The organism is Ruegeria sp. HKCCA5491, assembly GCF_013034565.1.
GTDB lineage: Bacteria > Pseudomonadota > Alphaproteobacteria > Rhodobacterales > Rhodobacteraceae > Ruegeria.
In genome coordinates this window covers 52,379-68,145 of sequence record NZ_WQGG01000006.1, presented here as the reverse complement: position 1 = coordinate 68,145, position 15,767 = coordinate 52,379, and the positions used below count along the sequence as shown (strand labels likewise).

Genomic DNA, 15,767 nt, shown 5'->3' with positions numbered 1-15,767 from the left:
ATCAAACAAAGCGAGCGTACCTCATTTCGCCGTCCGATCCAAACTCTGCAGGAAACGCCAGATCAGGCGGGGGCGCAGCAGGCTGTCGGGGTACAAAACAGCACCGCAGGCGCCTTCGAACAGAGCCGCCGATTTGCGCCCGTACTGGTACTGATTTCGCACGCCCGACCAGAAGATATCAATTTGCCGCGCACGCAGAAGCGACCGCAACCGCGACCCGAACCGTTCTTTCATCAAAGGATTCACCGCAATTTTTTCGATACACGGTACACGCCGCGCAAAGGCCGGGCCGCGCGCCCCGAAATTGGCGCCACTGGCGACTTGGCGATAGTTCAGCAATGCAGGCCCCTGCACGACGGCGAATTCACCCAAAAGGGCCAGGCGGCACCAGAATTCCCAGTCTTCGCCATTGACCAAAGACTCGTCGTACCCACCGCAGCGTTGGGCGCTTTCGGTTCGGACGGCTAGTGCCCCCCCATTGACCACAAAGTTCTTTCGCAACAACGCGGCCAACTGATCCTGATCAGGCACAAGGTGGCGGTTGTCGGCCCCGCGCATAGGGTGCCCGTCCACGTCGATCCTCTGCACCCCTGCTACGGCGGCAATGGCGTCGGAGTTTTTCAAAGCTTCGTAAAACGTGCCCAACGCCTGCGCATGCAGCAGGTCATCAGCGTCCAGAAACAGAACAAACTTTCCTTTGGCCCGGCTCAAGCCAAGGTTTCGGGCCGCGCTGACACCTTTGGCCGGGCCGTCCACGGCGTGAAACCTGTCGTCCGATTGGGCAAAACGATCCGCAATCTGTCGGGTGTTGTCCGTTGAGCCATCGTCGACGCAGATCGCCTCAAAATCAGCAAGGGTCTGGTCCTGCACACTCTGAAGCGTTTCTTCCAGAAACCGCTCCATATTGCGGGCCGGAATGACAATCGAAAAGACCGGTTCGTCAGAGGTATGCGCCACAATCACCCCTCCTTCACGCGGTCGACTTTGACGGCCGCGCTGCTGTATTCGGCAAAGTCAAAGCGCAGCAGCCCCGCAACCATGCCCGCCCCCCTGAGGATTTCGAGCCACCCCCTGTAAAACCTGGCCCGAGAGCCGAAGCCGAGGCACAAACAGGTCAGCGCACCCCAGCCCATGGCCGCAACGCTTTTCAGGGCGCGCGTCGCGATACCCCGCCGCCGGATCAGGGCGATGCGACTTAACGTGTTGCCCATTCGGAACCACCGTCGGCCAAGCCAGCGCATTGTCATGCGGTTTTCAGGCACGTCATCCCATACCAACGCATCTGCTGCGGCCCGGATCGTTCCACCGCCGTCCCGCAGCCGAGAAAAGAACTCTTCGTCTTCGCCCCCGGTGATATTGAATCGCGGATCGAACCGCAGGCCACGTTCCCGAATGATTGCCGCATCCGCCATCGCGTTATTCGTCGCCGCAGCCGGCAATGCAGCCCCCTGCACATAAGGTCCCATGCGAAAAAGATTAAGCGCCTCGATCCAGTCCGGTGGTGGTTGCCGGTACCGGGGATCTACGGTCCCTTGCACAGCTACGGTGTCCGGCAGAACCATCGTTTGCAGCATCTGCGCCAGCCAGTCCTCGGACGCTTCTTCATCATCGTCCAGAAAGGCGATGTAATCTGCGTCAGCCGGGGCTTCGTTCAGTGTCCGGTTCCGTGCAGACACGATTCCGCGTTCGTATTCAATGGTGTAGATGACCGGCCAATGGCTGAGTTTTCCGATATCGCCCAGTGCCTCGGTCGCTGGCGCGTCAGGCGCGTTATCGGCGATCACCAAGGTCACACGAATTCCGGGGGCTTCTAGTACTTGCCGGTTCAGGCTTTCGACCAAATTCCGCAGTCCTTCAGGCCGCAAGTAGGTTGCAATGCAAATGGCGATATGCGGCGCGGCTTTATGTGATTGTTCACCCATCATCGGCGAAGCAAGATTCCGCTCTTGCAGTTCCGGTTTCTTGCACCGGTCCTGTCTGGGTTTTGCGTCGGCGATGATCCTTGCATGGTTATCCCTTTTGCTCGGCATCCGCTGGTCGCAGATCGCTCCAGGTGGACCAGGGCAGGGTTTCACGCCCTGTAAGTTCGGCCACAAATTCCATGTCGGGCCTGAACTGGTTCGCCAGCCTTTCCCGCGTTTCAGATGTGGGAGGCGGAACCATGATGTTCAGATGCTGCTTGTTCATCGACAACATCTGTTTCAAACCCGGAAGAGTCTTCAGCTTTTTCACCCCGTCACCCATTCCCAGCGATCGCATCATATCGCCACCGAACCGAAGCGACTTTTGCAAAGTCTTGTTCCTGTAGGTGATGTTTTCATGAAATCTTTCTGAAATCGCCTCTGACCCTTCCCGGGCCGAAAGTCCAAGATGCCCGCAAATCTGATCATAGGACTCGTCTGGACTTGCAGCCACTTCTTCGGAAAACAGCACCAGCAAGGCGTCCCGGTCAAAGTGCTGCAGCCAGTTTTCCAGATTGGTCTTGTACTGGCTTTGCTGCACATAGGCGGGGTTTTGGGCCAGACCCGCCTCGACCGAAGTCGAGGGCGCAATGTGGCCTTTGCGAATCTCATGCAAATGGTTCGAGAACACGCGCCCAATCGGATCCCTGAGGATGCAGATCAGCTTGAGGTCCTTGTTATAGGCCCGCGCCCGCCGGGGCGCATCTGAACTGAAGAAGTAGGTTGGAGAACACTCTCCACATATGTTTCCGGGCGGGGCGTCTGCGAAACAGCTTTCGTACCATGCATAGCCCCGGTCAAAATTCGCGGTGAAGAAATTCAACTCTTTGGTGTCATTCGTCGTCACCGAACTGTGTTCGGACAACACGTGATGCAGCCAAGTCGTCGCGGCCTTTTGCGCACCGATTCCTATGAAATCCACCTTCCCCACACGAAATCCCTTCTGAACAAACCAACTTACCAATACTTCTGGCAAAACTCCGGGAAATTCAGTTCAGCCAGTCTTTGCGCCTCTCTACCTACGCTCGAACCGCTTCGGCACATCTTTTCTAAGCACAATGCTCAACGCATGCGGCAGCGTCCGCATATGCCTTCTGAACAGATACCGCGGACCGGTCGCCATGCGATGCAACCACTCTAGCCCCATTTTCTGCATCCACAAAGGCGCGCGCGGATAATCCCCGACGACAAAATGAAAACAGCCGCCGCAGGTCACTATCCAGGCACAATGATCCAGTTTTGAGGCTATGTGGTTGGCAAACAACTGCTCTTTTGGCTTTCCAAGCCCGACCCACAGGATATCGGCCTTGCTAGCGTTGATGTCGGCGATAACGGCCTCTTCCTCTGACGCGTCAAAATACCCGTTTCGCCGGCCCACGACCTTCAGACCGGGATACAGGGCGGTCAACTCTTCAGCGCATCCGCGATTAATCTCTTCGGTGCTGCCCAGAAGGTAGAATCCCACATCGTTCTTCGCCGCCGCCGCAGCGGCTGAGTGAATGAAATCGGTAGTGGCCGTGCGTTCGGGAATGCCCTTGGACCCCTGTGTCCACTTCGAGGCCCAGACCACGATCTGCCCATCGGCATGAATGATATCGGCCGCGTCTATCGCCTTGGCGAATTGTGCATCTTCGGCATAAAGCGAGATTCCCTGTGCGTTCGAATCGAACACTGTTAATGTGCGGTGGTTTTGCCCGGCCCTGCGCCGTTCGACATCGTCCAGCATCGCCGACGTAAGCTCGGCGTCGCTGACGAGAGCGACGGGCATACCGCCTACAATTGTGTGCGACAAACGCTTGTCGAGAATCTTGTTCATCTCATAGCCAACTGGTTAAAACACATACAGTAACGGCAGGTTATCAGGACTGCCGATTCTCGCTAATACATACTCCACGAACTGCTCAGTTAATCGGCGCAGCCCCGTGCGAATTAGCAAACCCTCCTAAACTTCCTATCTTTTCGCAGCCAATCATGGTTTTCTAGACCCATTGTTGACGCCATCTGTTGATTTCACTGTTGATACAAGCCCGCTAACACTATGCTCGGGCCTATCCTTACCGCACGTTGTTTTTTGTCATGACTGATCAGTATCGCCGAGGATTAGATGTGGAGCTCTCTGGGACGGGTCTTGCTTCGGCAGGCGACCCAGAGCTTAGAACGCTGTCCAATATTGCCTGGGCCATAAGGCGCTCACTTCCGTGGATCATAGTAATGGGGTTTGTGGGTGCTGTTATAGCATACATTTTCACGTACACCTCGGACACAAAATACACGTCCAGCGCAAAAGTCATGATGGAAACCCGTGTTCAGACCGAAACGCAGTTCACGCCTTACGTTTCAGGCCTGCCGCTTTCGCTGACATCGCTGGAAAGTGAACTTGAGCTTTTACGCTCTACCGACTTGATCGAAGGTGTTGTCGACCGGATGCAGCTTTATCTGGATCCCGAATTTTCTGGGGAAGACACCAGTATCAACCTGTCGCCAATCGCACTGGCGCGTAGCCTAAAGAATAGTCTGGTCGACGCCCTGAGCGGTGATAATGACGAAGTGGTGGGCAGCGATTCCTCGGCGGAAGAGCTTGCGCGGGAAACGACCATTGAGAACCTGCTAAAATCGACACGGATCGAACAGATTGGCGATATTTCAGCGGTCTACCAGATTCGCGTCACGGCGAAGTCACCGCAAAAGGCGGCCGACATCGCCAACAGCCTTGCGTCAGAATACCTGTCAAATCTGACGACCATGAAACGCAATGATCTGGTCCAATCCCAGAGTTGGCTTACAACGCGGATCGGGCATTTGCGGGATGATCTGAACAAACTGAGCTCGGATCTGGAAACACATTCTATCGAAATCCCTTATTCCCCGGACGAATACGCAACCATCAAGGCCCAGCGCATTAAGGCCGAGCGGCGCGCCCAACTGGTGGAAAATGAGCTGGCCCGGATCAAAGAGCAAACCAGCGCGATCCACACCCTGCGCGCGCAAGGAAAATCCCAAGAAGCGATCGGCTTTGCCAAGAAAATCGGGTTGCTTCCGCCGGACCTTGGACAGGATGCCAATACCGAGGAAGCGCTAAAGCGCCTCAGTGCCGCGCAGGACATTGCCGAAAAACGGGTAGAGCAGTTGGACGACCAACTGAACGACCTGAACCGCAGCATCGAAGTGTTCCGCGCGCAGCAGGCCGAACAGGTTCAGCACGACTCGGTCACCAAGCGGATCGAAAATGAAATTCTGGTCACCGAAGCGATTTACCGGGACTTCGTATCCCAGCTTGGGCGCAGGGCCGAACAAGGTGATTATCTGGACGCTGGTGCGCATCTTATCGAGCGGGCCCGTGTCTCGGTCGACCCGTCGGAACCCAAGCGGTCGCAGACATCCATCGGCGTGATGTTCATGATCATCTTCGCCGGTCTCGGCTGGACCGTGATGCGCGAAATCTTCCAAAAGCGGCTCAGAACCACCTATGAATTCGAAAGCGCAACAGGGGTAAAACTGTCTGCGATCCTTCCCGAGATCAAAAACGCCCCGCAATTCGAGGCGTTCTTTACCAATGACGGAAAGCTGGACCCCGAGTTTGTGCGATATGGCAAAAAGCTATTGGCCAGCAGTGACGTTGGATTGCGATCCCTGCGCCAGCAGGGCGAGCCGTCCTTCTCGCAAGCGGTCGAGTTTTTCTCGAAAAGTCTGGACGGCAAGCCCAACCAGAGCTTCTCGAACAATGGGTGCGTCATCTTCTCTGGCGCGTCCGCGCTGCCGGATGAAGGGAAAACATCATCCCTTCTGTTGATCGGATCCGTCTGCGCCAAGACAAAATTCCGGACGCTGATTATTGATTGCGATACGGTCGCGTCTGCTTATCGAGATCTGTCAAAACTGTCGGTCGATGAACTGAAATACTGCACCGCTAATCCCTCATCCTTTCAGGAACACATTGTTGCGACGCCTCAGGATGGGTTGGATATCCTGCCGCTTGCCGGCAATCTGGATTCCGAGACAAAGGTATCGCTTGTTGAAGAGTTCCTGCGCTCTCCGGCCTTCATTAATTTGTTGATCACCCTGTCCGATATGTACGAAGTGATCCTTCTGGACACACCGCCCCTGCTGGCGGCGGTGGAATCTGCGTATCTGTCACAGATTTCCCAACGGGTCATTTTGTTTACAAGATGGAACGACACGCACAGAAATTCCGTCTTTCAAGCGATACGTGAGTTGGAAAACGCTGATGTCAGACCTGCGGCCCTGGTTGCGACGCGTGTCGATCTGAAACGCGCCAAAAAATATGGTGATCCCAACCTGGGATAGCGCCTGACACAACAAGTTTTCCTGTAGGCATTTTCAGACTGCACATGTTGCTAGCCCGTTTTCATTGTTCCGTGTTCTGGCCCGACCCCAAAATGCGCCGCGAGAACAGAAAGTTTATAACCATCCCGGCCAGCGTCGCTGGCACCAATGCAATGACCGGATAGGCACCTGCTGTCTCGTTGAGGCGGATCAACGCCACGAACACCGCGTAGTTCACCGCCAGACCAAAGCTCATTGCCAACACATAGCTTGCGAATTCTCTCAGTGTCGGACGGCTGACAGTGGCGAACGTAAAGGTCCGGTTCAAATACCAGGTTGTCGTGACGGCCCCGCAGAAAGAGATAATGCGCCCGATCTCGGGGATCAGTCCAAACCACTCGGTTGTCAGCAACAGCAGACCGGCATCCACGAAGAACGCGATACCACCCACGATTACGAACCTGAAAAACTGAGAGGAAGGCATGTTCACAAGTCCATCGTCGCCATTGATAAAACAATCTCATTTCAAGTGGCCGGGCTTTTCTTGGACCCCACCGAAAGCTCTGGAAAGACCGCAGCAAATTGGCCGCAAAACAGGTTAGAGCTTTGACCCTTATGTCAATTTTTCTTTTGGCATAGGCGAATATCTGGTATCCCAAAACATATTCTGTCAATCCGTGTTTTTTGTTTTTTTGGAGGATGAGTGCCGTGTTGAAGGAGGAGGCAGCTTCGGGTGTGAAGGGTAGCAACCCAGATCACGTTGCTTCGGATGATACGGTTCGGATTGCGATCATTTTACCCTGCTACAACGAAGAAGCGGCGATTGAACTGACCGTTTCTGAATTCAAGGAAGCCCTGCCAGACGCCGACGTGTATGTGTTCGACAACAATTCATCGGATGCGACGATCGAGGTGGCACAGCGCGCGGGCGCGACCGTCCGATCCGAAACAAATCAAGGCAAGGGAAACGTGGTTCGACGCATGTTCGCGGACGTGGAGGCAGACGTTTATGTCATGGCCGACGGCGATGCCACCTATGACGCCAGCAATGTCACTGAACTGATCGCATTGCTGTGGAACAACAACCTGGACATGGTGAACGGGGCACGAAAACACTCGGATGACGCAGCCTATCGGCCCGGCCACAAGTTTGGCAACCGGATGCTGACTTCATTGGTCAAGCTGTTCTTTGGCCGAAACCTTGAGGACATGCTGTCGGGGTACAGGGTGTTCAGCCGACGGTTCGTCAAAAGCTTTCCCAGTATGTCCAGCGGGTTTGAGATCGAAACCGAACTTACCGTTCACGCACTTCAGATGCGGCTTCCGATTGATGAGGTACAGGTCAAGTATCGCGCACGGCCCGAGAATTCGGTGTCCAAGCTGTCGACCTACGGAGATGGCTTGAGAATCCTGCGCATGATCGGCTTTCTGGTGAAGGAAGAGAAACCACTGTTGTTCTTTTTCTCACTCGCCGGGCTGATCTTCATCCCTTCGGGCCTTGTGTTCCTATCGGTGCTTTTGGAGTTTCTGGAAACAAGTCAGGTCGCACGGTTTCCATCCTTATTCGCAGCACTGACCGGGTTCCTGATGTCAATTGTCTGTATCGCCTGCGCCCTGATCCTCGACACCGTTTCGCGCGGCAGAAGAGAGGCCCGCCGCCTCAGCTATCTGCAGTATGAGGCCCCCAAACCCTAAGATCCGGCGCGACGCTGATTGATATGAAACACAAGGTAGGTCGCCAACAGCGGCAATAGCCAGACAACACGCGCCTGATACCGGTGATGCGGATCCGACAGAACGCCGCACACCACCGCATTTACAACAAGCGTCGCCAAAATCAGGATGCCCAAAGCCAAGGCCGCGTCTGAAACAGGTCGTGACGCGTAGATGTAAAACACTGTCATCAAACTGAAGGCCGCAATCACATAGATCAGGGTTGACAATGCAACAAACGGATAGGCTCCGGTGACGGCCTTCGAGTCCCCGTAATTTTTCAGATCGACCTCGGACATGAACAGCGGTGCCTGCTCAAGAAAGACCCGCTTGGCCGTTTCAAACTCGTACAACCCGAACAGGCCGAACTGTTCGGCCGAGTTTTTTAGCGACGCCGCGATTTGCATCCCCGGGTATTCCAGTGCCGCCGTCAGAAAAACCGAGGCGTCCTCATTGCTGAGTTGCAGCTTGGTGTCCGGATCGGACGACCGGAAAAACCCGTCCGGGTGCCACAGAAAATGCTGCGAGTCCCGGCTTTGTAGCGGAGCCGCGCCGCAGATTGTGAACCCGTGCTGTTCGCAGTCATTGTCAATTAGTTCCGCAACCGGTCCATCTTCGATCCCCCGTGCGGTCAAAAAGGGGATGCTTTGCGGCCAGCTTCCGAACATGGTGAAGGCGACATAGGCGAACAGGAAAACCGCAAACACACCTGCGCCAAAGGCGGAACATGATACAAGCAGACCGGAAAACGTGGGCCTGAGCCGCGGCCAGATCGACATGAACAACAAGATTGTCAGCAATCCGAAGATCACCAGAATATGGCTGTTATGAAAGGCGGCGGCGGCGGCCAACGTGACCCAACAGAACACTTGCTGAAGGACCGACAGATTCCTTCTGCCGTAACACAGAAGAAACAGGCAAATAGGTGCCAAAGCCGCAAATATGTCCGGCATGGTGTAAGTCGAAAAATACGGCAGCGGTGTCGCCAAAGCGCAAATCGCCCCGGCGGCCAGATAAGGTTTTACAGGATCAACTGGGCACAGCTGCCTGACCGTCAACCACGCAGCATAGCCAACTATGAGCGACTGAAAAAACGCTAGCAAGTAAGGCTGAACACCGAAAAAGACGTACACGAAAATCCCGTAATATGGGGACCGTGACATGGGTACCGCGAACTTGCCGCCGTTTTCCGAGTTTCCCGGTTGCGCAGTTGTCTCTTCATTCGCGCTCTGCGCTTGTGATCCGGTGTTTTCAGCGATCAACTCTTCGGCAGGTTTTCCGGCAATCGTCTGCACCACCGCTTCACCCGCCTTGTGATACCCTTCCGTGTCAAAGAAAACGAAAGGAAACCCGTTTATGGCCGCTGGCAACATCTGCATGACCGCAAATGTGACGACCAGCATCAAGGCCTTCAAAGTGGTCATGTTCGCTGTATCTGATTGCGGGGAAACACCGACACCAATGGACGCCACGCTGGATGCTTCGTTTTTCATGCTAAAAACCACATTCGAAATTCGTTACCCGTTTAACAACTATGGCGAGGCGGACGGACACCCGCTTTTCAAATTTGCGCCGCGCCGAATGTGCCTCCTCTGACTGGTGATGTATTTGCTGGGCTCACTCGGTCAGAGGCGCTTCGGGCAGCAACTCTTCAACCTTGATCTCCAGGCTGTCACCCGGAAGCAAACGTGTTTGCTTGTCCCCCCGAACCGCCTGCAATTCACCTTCGATCAAACGATAAATTCTGACCGTGTAGTCGATGTCGGTAATTAGACTATCAATCCCCATCTCATTGGACGCCCCGGCCAGATATTTGGCGATCGTGTCCATTTGCAATGTCGATTCCCTAATGGCCAGATTCGCATCCCGCCGCTCCTGCAACAGACGCAAAGACCGCTCTTGTTCGTATTGTTCGCGATCCCGTCTGAGCCGGGTCAGGACCAGACTGGTCGCAGCAAGGTCCTCGTCTACATCCAGCAGACGTGTTGCGGACAGAACGGTTGTACGACGGGTGTCGGCGATACGAGAACCCGGCGCCAGACCACGATCCACAAGACTGATGACCCGCGCTTCTTCTTCTTCGTCGGCAGCCAGCGCCTTAGCCAGTTGGAATTTTTGCTTTTGAAGGATCGCGATACGCTCGCCTGCCTGTTCCTCGGCATCTTCAAAGAAATGCCGTTCACCCGCTTCATTGGCCAGGTTCACCGTGCGAATCTTAATCTGTTCAGCGATCAGATCTGCCAGAACTGTTTCCGATACGGAAACATCATCAATCATAGGCTCGGGGTGGTTCATATTTTGCAACAATTCAGTTGTGACACGCCATTTCCGGGTCAGCGCTTCCGCTTGGTCCAGCGCCGCCTGACCATAGGCTGTTTGCCAGCGCATCAGTTGAATGGGGTCAATGGTGACGTCATCGGTCAAAAGCTGGCTTCTGACACCGCCAGCCAGCGCGACGGCTTCGCGGGCTGTGACACCGGGTCGATAATCAATCTGGCCCGTCCGCGCGACATCCCCGCCAATGATGATCGGTCGATACCCGTTCCGGGAAATCTCAATCTCATCACCATCCAACTGAATGATGAATATCTCACCGTTGTTGTTGTATTGCTTCACGATTTTGCCAGAGGCGTCCAGGCGCACGCGCTGCTCCAGTTCCTCCAGCGACAAACCCTGTGCTTCAAACTGACCAAGCCATTGCAGGTTCACGTAACCATGTACGTCTATTACCGATTCGAAAGACAGGTAATCCAGTCCTGTAAACGTCACACGGACGTTATCGCCGGGCTCAAGATCGAAATCCGCAAGGGCGGCTCCGGCGTAAAGAGTAAAAAATATCGCAACCAGGCCACGAGCAAACGACCGAAATTGATCGCCAATCCAGCCGGACGCCTTTCCACACAAATCACACAGTACAAATGTCATCTCGGTCACCACTTAACATGCAGGCAACAAGCCCGGAAATTTCAGTAACCGGTCGCGTTACACACTGCGCCTACGGTTCGGAAGAGAATCTTGAGGTCGAACCAGAACCCGATTTGCCTTGCATAGTCGCTGTCAAACAGCGCGCGATGCGAGAACTCTACATCGTTGCGATCGGAAACCTGCCACAGACCGGTGATTCCGGGCTTCATCAAACCGTATTCCAGACCCGGATATAGAACCTGCTGTTCAGGCAGCATCGGACGCGGGCCAACCAGACTCATATCCCCCACAAGGACGTTCCAAAGCTGCGGCAGCTCATCCAGCGATGTCATACGGATGAACCGGCCGAACCGTGTGACCCGTGGGTCATTTTCCAACTTTTGATGCTTGCGCCATTCAGCGGCCGCCGCCGGGCATTCTTTCAGATGTTGTTCCAGCATCCGCTCCGCATTCGGAACCATCGAGCGGAATTTCAGAAAGTCGAATTCCTTGCCGCCGATGCCCACGCGTCTTTGCCGGTAAATGGCCGGACCACCATCCAGTTTAACAAGGATCGAAATGACAAGAATGATTGGCAGCACAAATGGTGCACCGATCAGGATAAGAAAGATGTCCAACAGACGCTTACCCTTGACGGCGTAAAAACTTTTTAAATTGCAGAACTCGACAACTTCAGAAATAGAGTTTTGATTTGGTTTGCAAATTTCAGAATCTTCTATCCGAATAGAACTTCGAACATGGTTCATAATAACCCCCAAGACAACACAACAGCACTCAAAACGTCAGCGACAAAACATGCCACATACGCTTCGCCGCACGCTGCTCCGTTAAGTGCGGATGCAGCGGCGACTACAAATTCTATTCGCTCGAATTTGGGGTACAGCGCACCAAGTGCGTGATCCCACCCATGTTATAACCCGACTCGGTGCCAACACCGACCGGGATTATTGCCCCGCAATATGATCGCACCTTTAAAATAAAGAGACAACTTATTTGTTGGAGTTTATCGGAGCTCACAAACTTTTGCATCGAAACAGGGCATCATGGGGGTCAGCAGATGGCCAACCGACTGCAATAGTTTCCAAATTGGAAACAGTAAGGCGCATTTCTGCGCACCGTTTCCAAATTCGTTACTGACCGATCTTCGAGGGCAGTTTACTGAACACTTTCAGGCGCAACTTACGGCTGAACGTGAAATGCAAAACGGCAACCAGAAACGGCGTAAAGCATCCAATCAGCAATCCACCCAGCACGGCCACCCCCGTGCTTGCGCCCGTGAGAATCAGCGCGACACAGCACAGAACGGCAACCAGCGGCCCAGAGAGAAGATAAACGATTACCATCTATTACGTTGCTCTTGTTCGGTCTTTTGTCATCTTTATTTCACCTGCCATTTTGACCTCATGCTCTTGTGTGCTCAGGCAGTTGGTTTTGAATATAGATCGCCCCACACGATAAGCCATCAAGTGACACAAAATCTTGAGATCAGTGACAATCTAACATCATATTCAGCTAACCACGAGGGACCCAATCGCCCGATTCAAGAAACCCATGGCAACTGGGCAAAATTATGCCCACACACTGAAGGAACTGTGGCCAAACAGAGGTTAATATATTGTTAAGTATAATTTTTCCGCAGTGGCAAAGTTCGGCTAACGCGCCCGAGGCCGTATTCTATTCCAGACTGTGACAGCCGCGGTTTGCCGAATGAGTACAAGAGTGACGAACATCGCTAAAGACCCAGCCAAAAGCAAAGCGGCCTGAACGAGCAGCGTTGTAGCGTCTTCAGCCATCACACCGAACGGCACAAAAATCAGCCCCCCTGCAAAGGCTTTGGTCAATTCCCGAACGGGGACTTTCAGCGGATCGACCTTTCGTCCGATGTAGAAATACACGACAAAACTGACAAGGCTGCTGACCAGGAAAGCATAAGATGCGCCGGGGGCTCCGAACAGGTTGATGACAGCCAGCGACAGCAGGGCATGCACGATCAGCGTCCCGAACGTAATGACCAGTTGCAAGCCGGTCTTTTTGGACCTCATGAACGAATAGCTAAAGTAAGCCCCCTGCAGGCCCGTCACAAAAGCCGCGATTGCCAGAACACGCAGGTATCCGGCCGTTTCCTGAGCAAAGCCGTGGTCAAACAACAGGTTCGCGAATACGTCTGCCGCGCTGACCAGCGCCACGACAATGGGCATCGAAATCAGCATCAGGAACGAGAAATAGCGATCAAGAACCGAGTCGGAATGCGCAATTCCCTTAACCTCGTGCGCTTCAAAAACCGACGGCGCAACCACATTCGAAAGCGTACTCATCGTCAGCACAAGGGACCGCATGGTCAGCGCCTGAGCCGCCGCAAAATAGCCGGCCGCCTCGATCCCCACCAGCACCGCCAGCAACGATTGGGTAGACATCGCACGAAAGACCGAGGTTGACCCGACCACGGCCAATGGAAAGCCAAAGAAAAGGTATGTTTTCGCCTCGGCCCGTTTGGGGAAATAGACGCGCGACCGTCCGACCGTAACAAGCACCGCATAGGCCCCTGTCAGCGCGGCACCAAGCGAAATTCCGATCACGGCGCTTTCGTAACCGCCGCCATTGACGATGAATGCGACGGCCAAAGACACGCCCAGCGCATGACGCAGCAGTGTCACGGCCGCAAATTTCGGCCCTTCGTTATACTGCCGCAAGCAAACGGCGCCGATCTCGTGGATCGCATGGCTGATGCAAAACACGGCAGCATAGAAAAAGCTGTTTGCCCAGGCAAAGGGCAGAATGACGTAGGACATCGCCACGATTGCCAGCAAAGCAAAGACAATCAGGACGGCAGCCCCCAGAACCGTTCCGATAGTTCTGCCTTCGAACTCCTTGGCGTGGTGAAAGCGCCCGACTGAAATCACCAGCCAAAAGAATGTGAACGAGAACAACAGCGTGCCCAGCAGCAGGGTCAGGGTATAGCGCCCAAACTCTGCCGGCCCCAGCACACGCGTCATCACCACGAGGATCACAACAGACAGGAATGCGGACAGCATTCTGGGAACAAAATACCACGTCATGAAAGTCCGTTATGCGTAATAGGGCGCGGAGCCGTCATAAAAATACCCAACCGTCAGAAGCTGACATCAACTCATAAGACACAATGCACCCGGAAGTTTTCACATGGGGCCGCTCCCATCAGCTTGCGGGCCAATTCCTGAAAATGCCTCGTGACTACCCGGCGCAGAAACCGAATTTGTTAAACCATATTCCGCGCGCGATGTCGATTTGCTGAAATTATTGGTGAAACTGGGATTTGCCGCGCGCAAACCATCACGGAAACAGCACGAAGATGGACTCAGGCCGTTGGGCTTTGCTAGGCTTGGCTTTGTAGTTTTCTGAGTGATCTGTTGAATCGCGTATTCAGCATTTGGGTATTTGGGTTTGTTGGCCGTGTCATGAGGCATTCCTTTAGCAATATTCCCTATCAGCAGGTGGCGGGCACTTCGTTCCACCACAATGTCCTGCTGATCTGCATGGTCTTTCTGATTCTGGTCGGATCGGACCTTCTGTCTGTCGTCCTGTATCGCAACAACCTTGCCAATCGGATCGAGATCCTCACGCTGCTGCCGATCCTTGCAACCGTTGCTCTTTACTATCGACACCTGTTGCGCGGCGCATTCGCCTCACCCGAAATCGCGCTCATGATTATCATTGCCATTCTGTCTGCATCCTGGAGCGATTACCGATTGCTTACGATGGAGCGCACCGTTCCCTTGGCGGCGACCACCCTGTTTGGCCTGACCTTGGGCAGCATGATGTCCATGCGGGGTCTGGCGCTGTTCGTGGCATTGTATTTTGCCCTTTCCATGGCCCTGTCCCTGGCCGCCATCGGAGCGCTTCCGCAAGCACGTGGATTGCCGCCGTGGGAAAACTCGTGGAACGGCATCTATCTGCACAAGAACGAGCTGGGCGCGAATTCAGTAATGGCAATTCTGTCGTCATTCTTCGCGATGAAGATCACGACCGGACGGCTGCGCATGTTCTTTCAGATCACAGCAGGTGTAGCGGTTGTTCTTTTGATTGCCTCCGATTCAAGAACGGCGCAGATCATCGGGCTGTTTGTGATCTCGGGTTTCCTCATTACCAAAATAATGCCCCGGCTCGAGTTTCTATGGGCCTTGGGCTTCATACTGTTTTCCGCGTTTGTGATTGGAATGGGAACACTTATCCTGGCCTCCGACATTGCCGAGCCACTATTTGCGATGATCGGGCGTCAACCCACGCTGTCCAACAGGATTCCCATTTGGGAACTGACCTGGCCCTATGCCATGGATCGGTTTTGGTTGGGATATGGGTATGCTGGCTATTGGCACGACGCGGCCCCCCATATGCGCATCTACGAAAATCAGTACCAGCTTGGATTCACGCCCTACTATTCGCATAACGGCCTGATCGAAACCTGGCTGAACATCGGTTTTGTTGGCGTCGTGCTGCTGTTTCTTGCCTTCTTTCGGTTCTTCAGCTCGGTGTTTTACTGCATGCGACACCTGAAACCCCGGGATGACTTTGTCCTCGTGTTCGCGCTGAGTGTGGGTTTCATCTTTCTGAATATTACTGAAAGCAACGTTATGGGGCGTCTGGACGGGATGTGGATCCTGCTGGTCATGTACATGACCAAAACGAATCTTGTCGCCAAAGCGCTGGTCGCAGATTTCAGGTTGCGGAGCGCGTCATTGGCATGAGGTACTTCTGCGAAGATAGACAACAGGTTTTTGGGCAGTGCGCTCAAATCAAATCCATCAATTCGATGTCGCCAGCCTTAATTCAAGGCCTCAGGTTTCAACGATTGACAGCGGCCTGCCCTGTATTGTCGACTTTGACCATTCGTCGTTTTGAATCTTTTTT

General features: G+C 54.1%; 13 protein-coding genes. 3 read left to right on the top strand and 10 right to left on the bottom strand.

The window, feature by feature from the left end:
- Positions 1 to 21: 21 nt before the first annotated feature.
- The 4 genes from GOV88_RS09670 to GOV88_RS09655 form a co-directional block, all read right to left on the bottom strand.
- Positions 22 to 957, bottom strand: a complete 936-nt coding sequence (locus GOV88_RS09670) for a glycosyltransferase (protein ID WP_171123154.1) — start codon at positions 955 to 957, stop codon at positions 22 to 24.
- 2 nt (positions 958 to 959) lie between these two features.
- Positions 960 to 2,030 (bottom strand): glycosyltransferase family 2 protein, encoded by a 1,071-nt coding sequence (locus GOV88_RS09665; RefSeq protein ID WP_171240280.1) that lies wholly within the window; start codon positions 2,028 to 2,030, stop codon positions 960 to 962.
- On the bottom strand, positions 2,011 to 2,883 hold the full coding sequence (locus tag GOV88_RS09660; RefSeq protein WP_171240279.1) for a sulfotransferase domain-containing protein: 873 nt from the start codon (positions 2,881 to 2,883) through the stop codon (positions 2,011 to 2,013). The genes GOV88_RS09665 and GOV88_RS09660 overlap by 20 nt, the downstream gene beginning before the upstream one ends.
- A 93-nt stretch (positions 2,884 to 2,976) precedes the next feature.
- A complete protein-coding gene (locus GOV88_RS09655) occupies positions 2,977 to 3,777 on the bottom strand; it encodes a WecB/TagA/CpsF family glycosyltransferase (RefSeq protein WP_171124037.1) in 801 nt (266 codons plus the stop codon).
- A 290-nt stretch (positions 3,778 to 4,067) separates the two neighbouring features.
- On the opposite strand from GOV88_RS09655, the gene GOV88_RS09650 reads away from it, so the two are divergent.
- Entirely contained in the window at positions 4,068 to 6,266 is a 2,199-nt protein-coding gene (locus GOV88_RS09650; protein WP_171240278.1) for an AAA family ATPase, read from the top strand.
- A 61-nt stretch (positions 6,267 to 6,327) separates the two neighbouring features.
- Here the strand turns inward: GOV88_RS09650 and GOV88_RS09645 are convergent, their stop codons facing one another.
- Positions 6,328 to 6,729: a GtrA family protein gene (locus tag GOV88_RS09645; protein ID WP_171123164.1), complete on the bottom strand. Its 402-nt coding sequence runs from the start codon at positions 6,727 to 6,729 to the stop codon at positions 6,328 to 6,330.
- A 224-nt stretch (positions 6,730 to 6,953) separates the two neighbouring features.
- Here GOV88_RS09645 and GOV88_RS09640 point away from each other — a divergent pair, with 224 nt between their 5' ends.
- On the top strand, positions 6,954 to 7,940 hold the full coding sequence (locus GOV88_RS09640) for a glycosyltransferase family 2 protein (RefSeq protein ID WP_371808228.1): 987 nt from the start codon (positions 6,954 to 6,956) through the stop codon (positions 7,938 to 7,940).
- Here GOV88_RS09640 and GOV88_RS09635 read toward each other — a convergent pair.
- The 5 genes from GOV88_RS09635 to GOV88_RS09615 all read right to left on the bottom strand — a co-directional run bounded on the left by GOV88_RS09635 (position 7,937) and on the right by GOV88_RS09615 (position 13,939).
- Positions 7,937 to 9,451, bottom strand: a complete 1,515-nt coding sequence (locus GOV88_RS09635; RefSeq protein ID WP_171240276.1) for a hypothetical protein — start codon at positions 9,449 to 9,451, stop codon at positions 7,937 to 7,939. The two genes, GOV88_RS09640 and GOV88_RS09635, sit on opposite strands and share 4 nt — an antisense overlap.
- 124 nt (positions 9,452 to 9,575) lie before the next feature.
- A complete protein-coding gene (locus GOV88_RS09630) occupies positions 9,576 to 10,883 on the bottom strand; it encodes a polysaccharide biosynthesis/export family protein (RefSeq protein ID WP_171240275.1) in 1,308 nt (435 codons plus the stop codon).
- A 41-nt stretch (positions 10,884 to 10,924) separates the two neighbouring features.
- Entirely contained in the window at positions 10,925 to 11,500 is a 576-nt protein-coding gene (locus GOV88_RS09625) for a sugar transferase (protein ID WP_171124029.1), read from the bottom strand.
- A 513-nt stretch (positions 11,501 to 12,013) separates the two neighbouring features.
- Positions 12,014 to 12,226 carry a hypothetical protein gene (locus GOV88_RS09620; RefSeq protein WP_171123174.1) on the bottom strand — a complete coding sequence of 71 codons (213 nt, stop codon included), beginning with the start codon at positions 12,224 to 12,226 and terminating at the stop codon, positions 12,014 to 12,016.
- Positions 12,227 to 12,535: 309 nt separating this feature from the next.
- Positions 12,536 to 13,939, bottom strand: a complete 1,404-nt coding sequence (locus GOV88_RS09615; RefSeq protein ID WP_171124025.1) for an oligosaccharide flippase family protein — start codon at positions 13,937 to 13,939, stop codon at positions 12,536 to 12,538.
- 378 nt (positions 13,940 to 14,317) lie between these two features.
- Between GOV88_RS09615 and GOV88_RS09610 the strand changes: the two genes are divergently transcribed.
- Positions 14,318 to 15,604, top strand: a complete 1,287-nt coding sequence (locus GOV88_RS09610) for an O-antigen ligase (RefSeq protein WP_171240274.1) — start codon at positions 14,318 to 14,320, stop codon at positions 15,602 to 15,604.
- Positions 15,605 to 15,767: the final 163 nt, after the last annotated feature.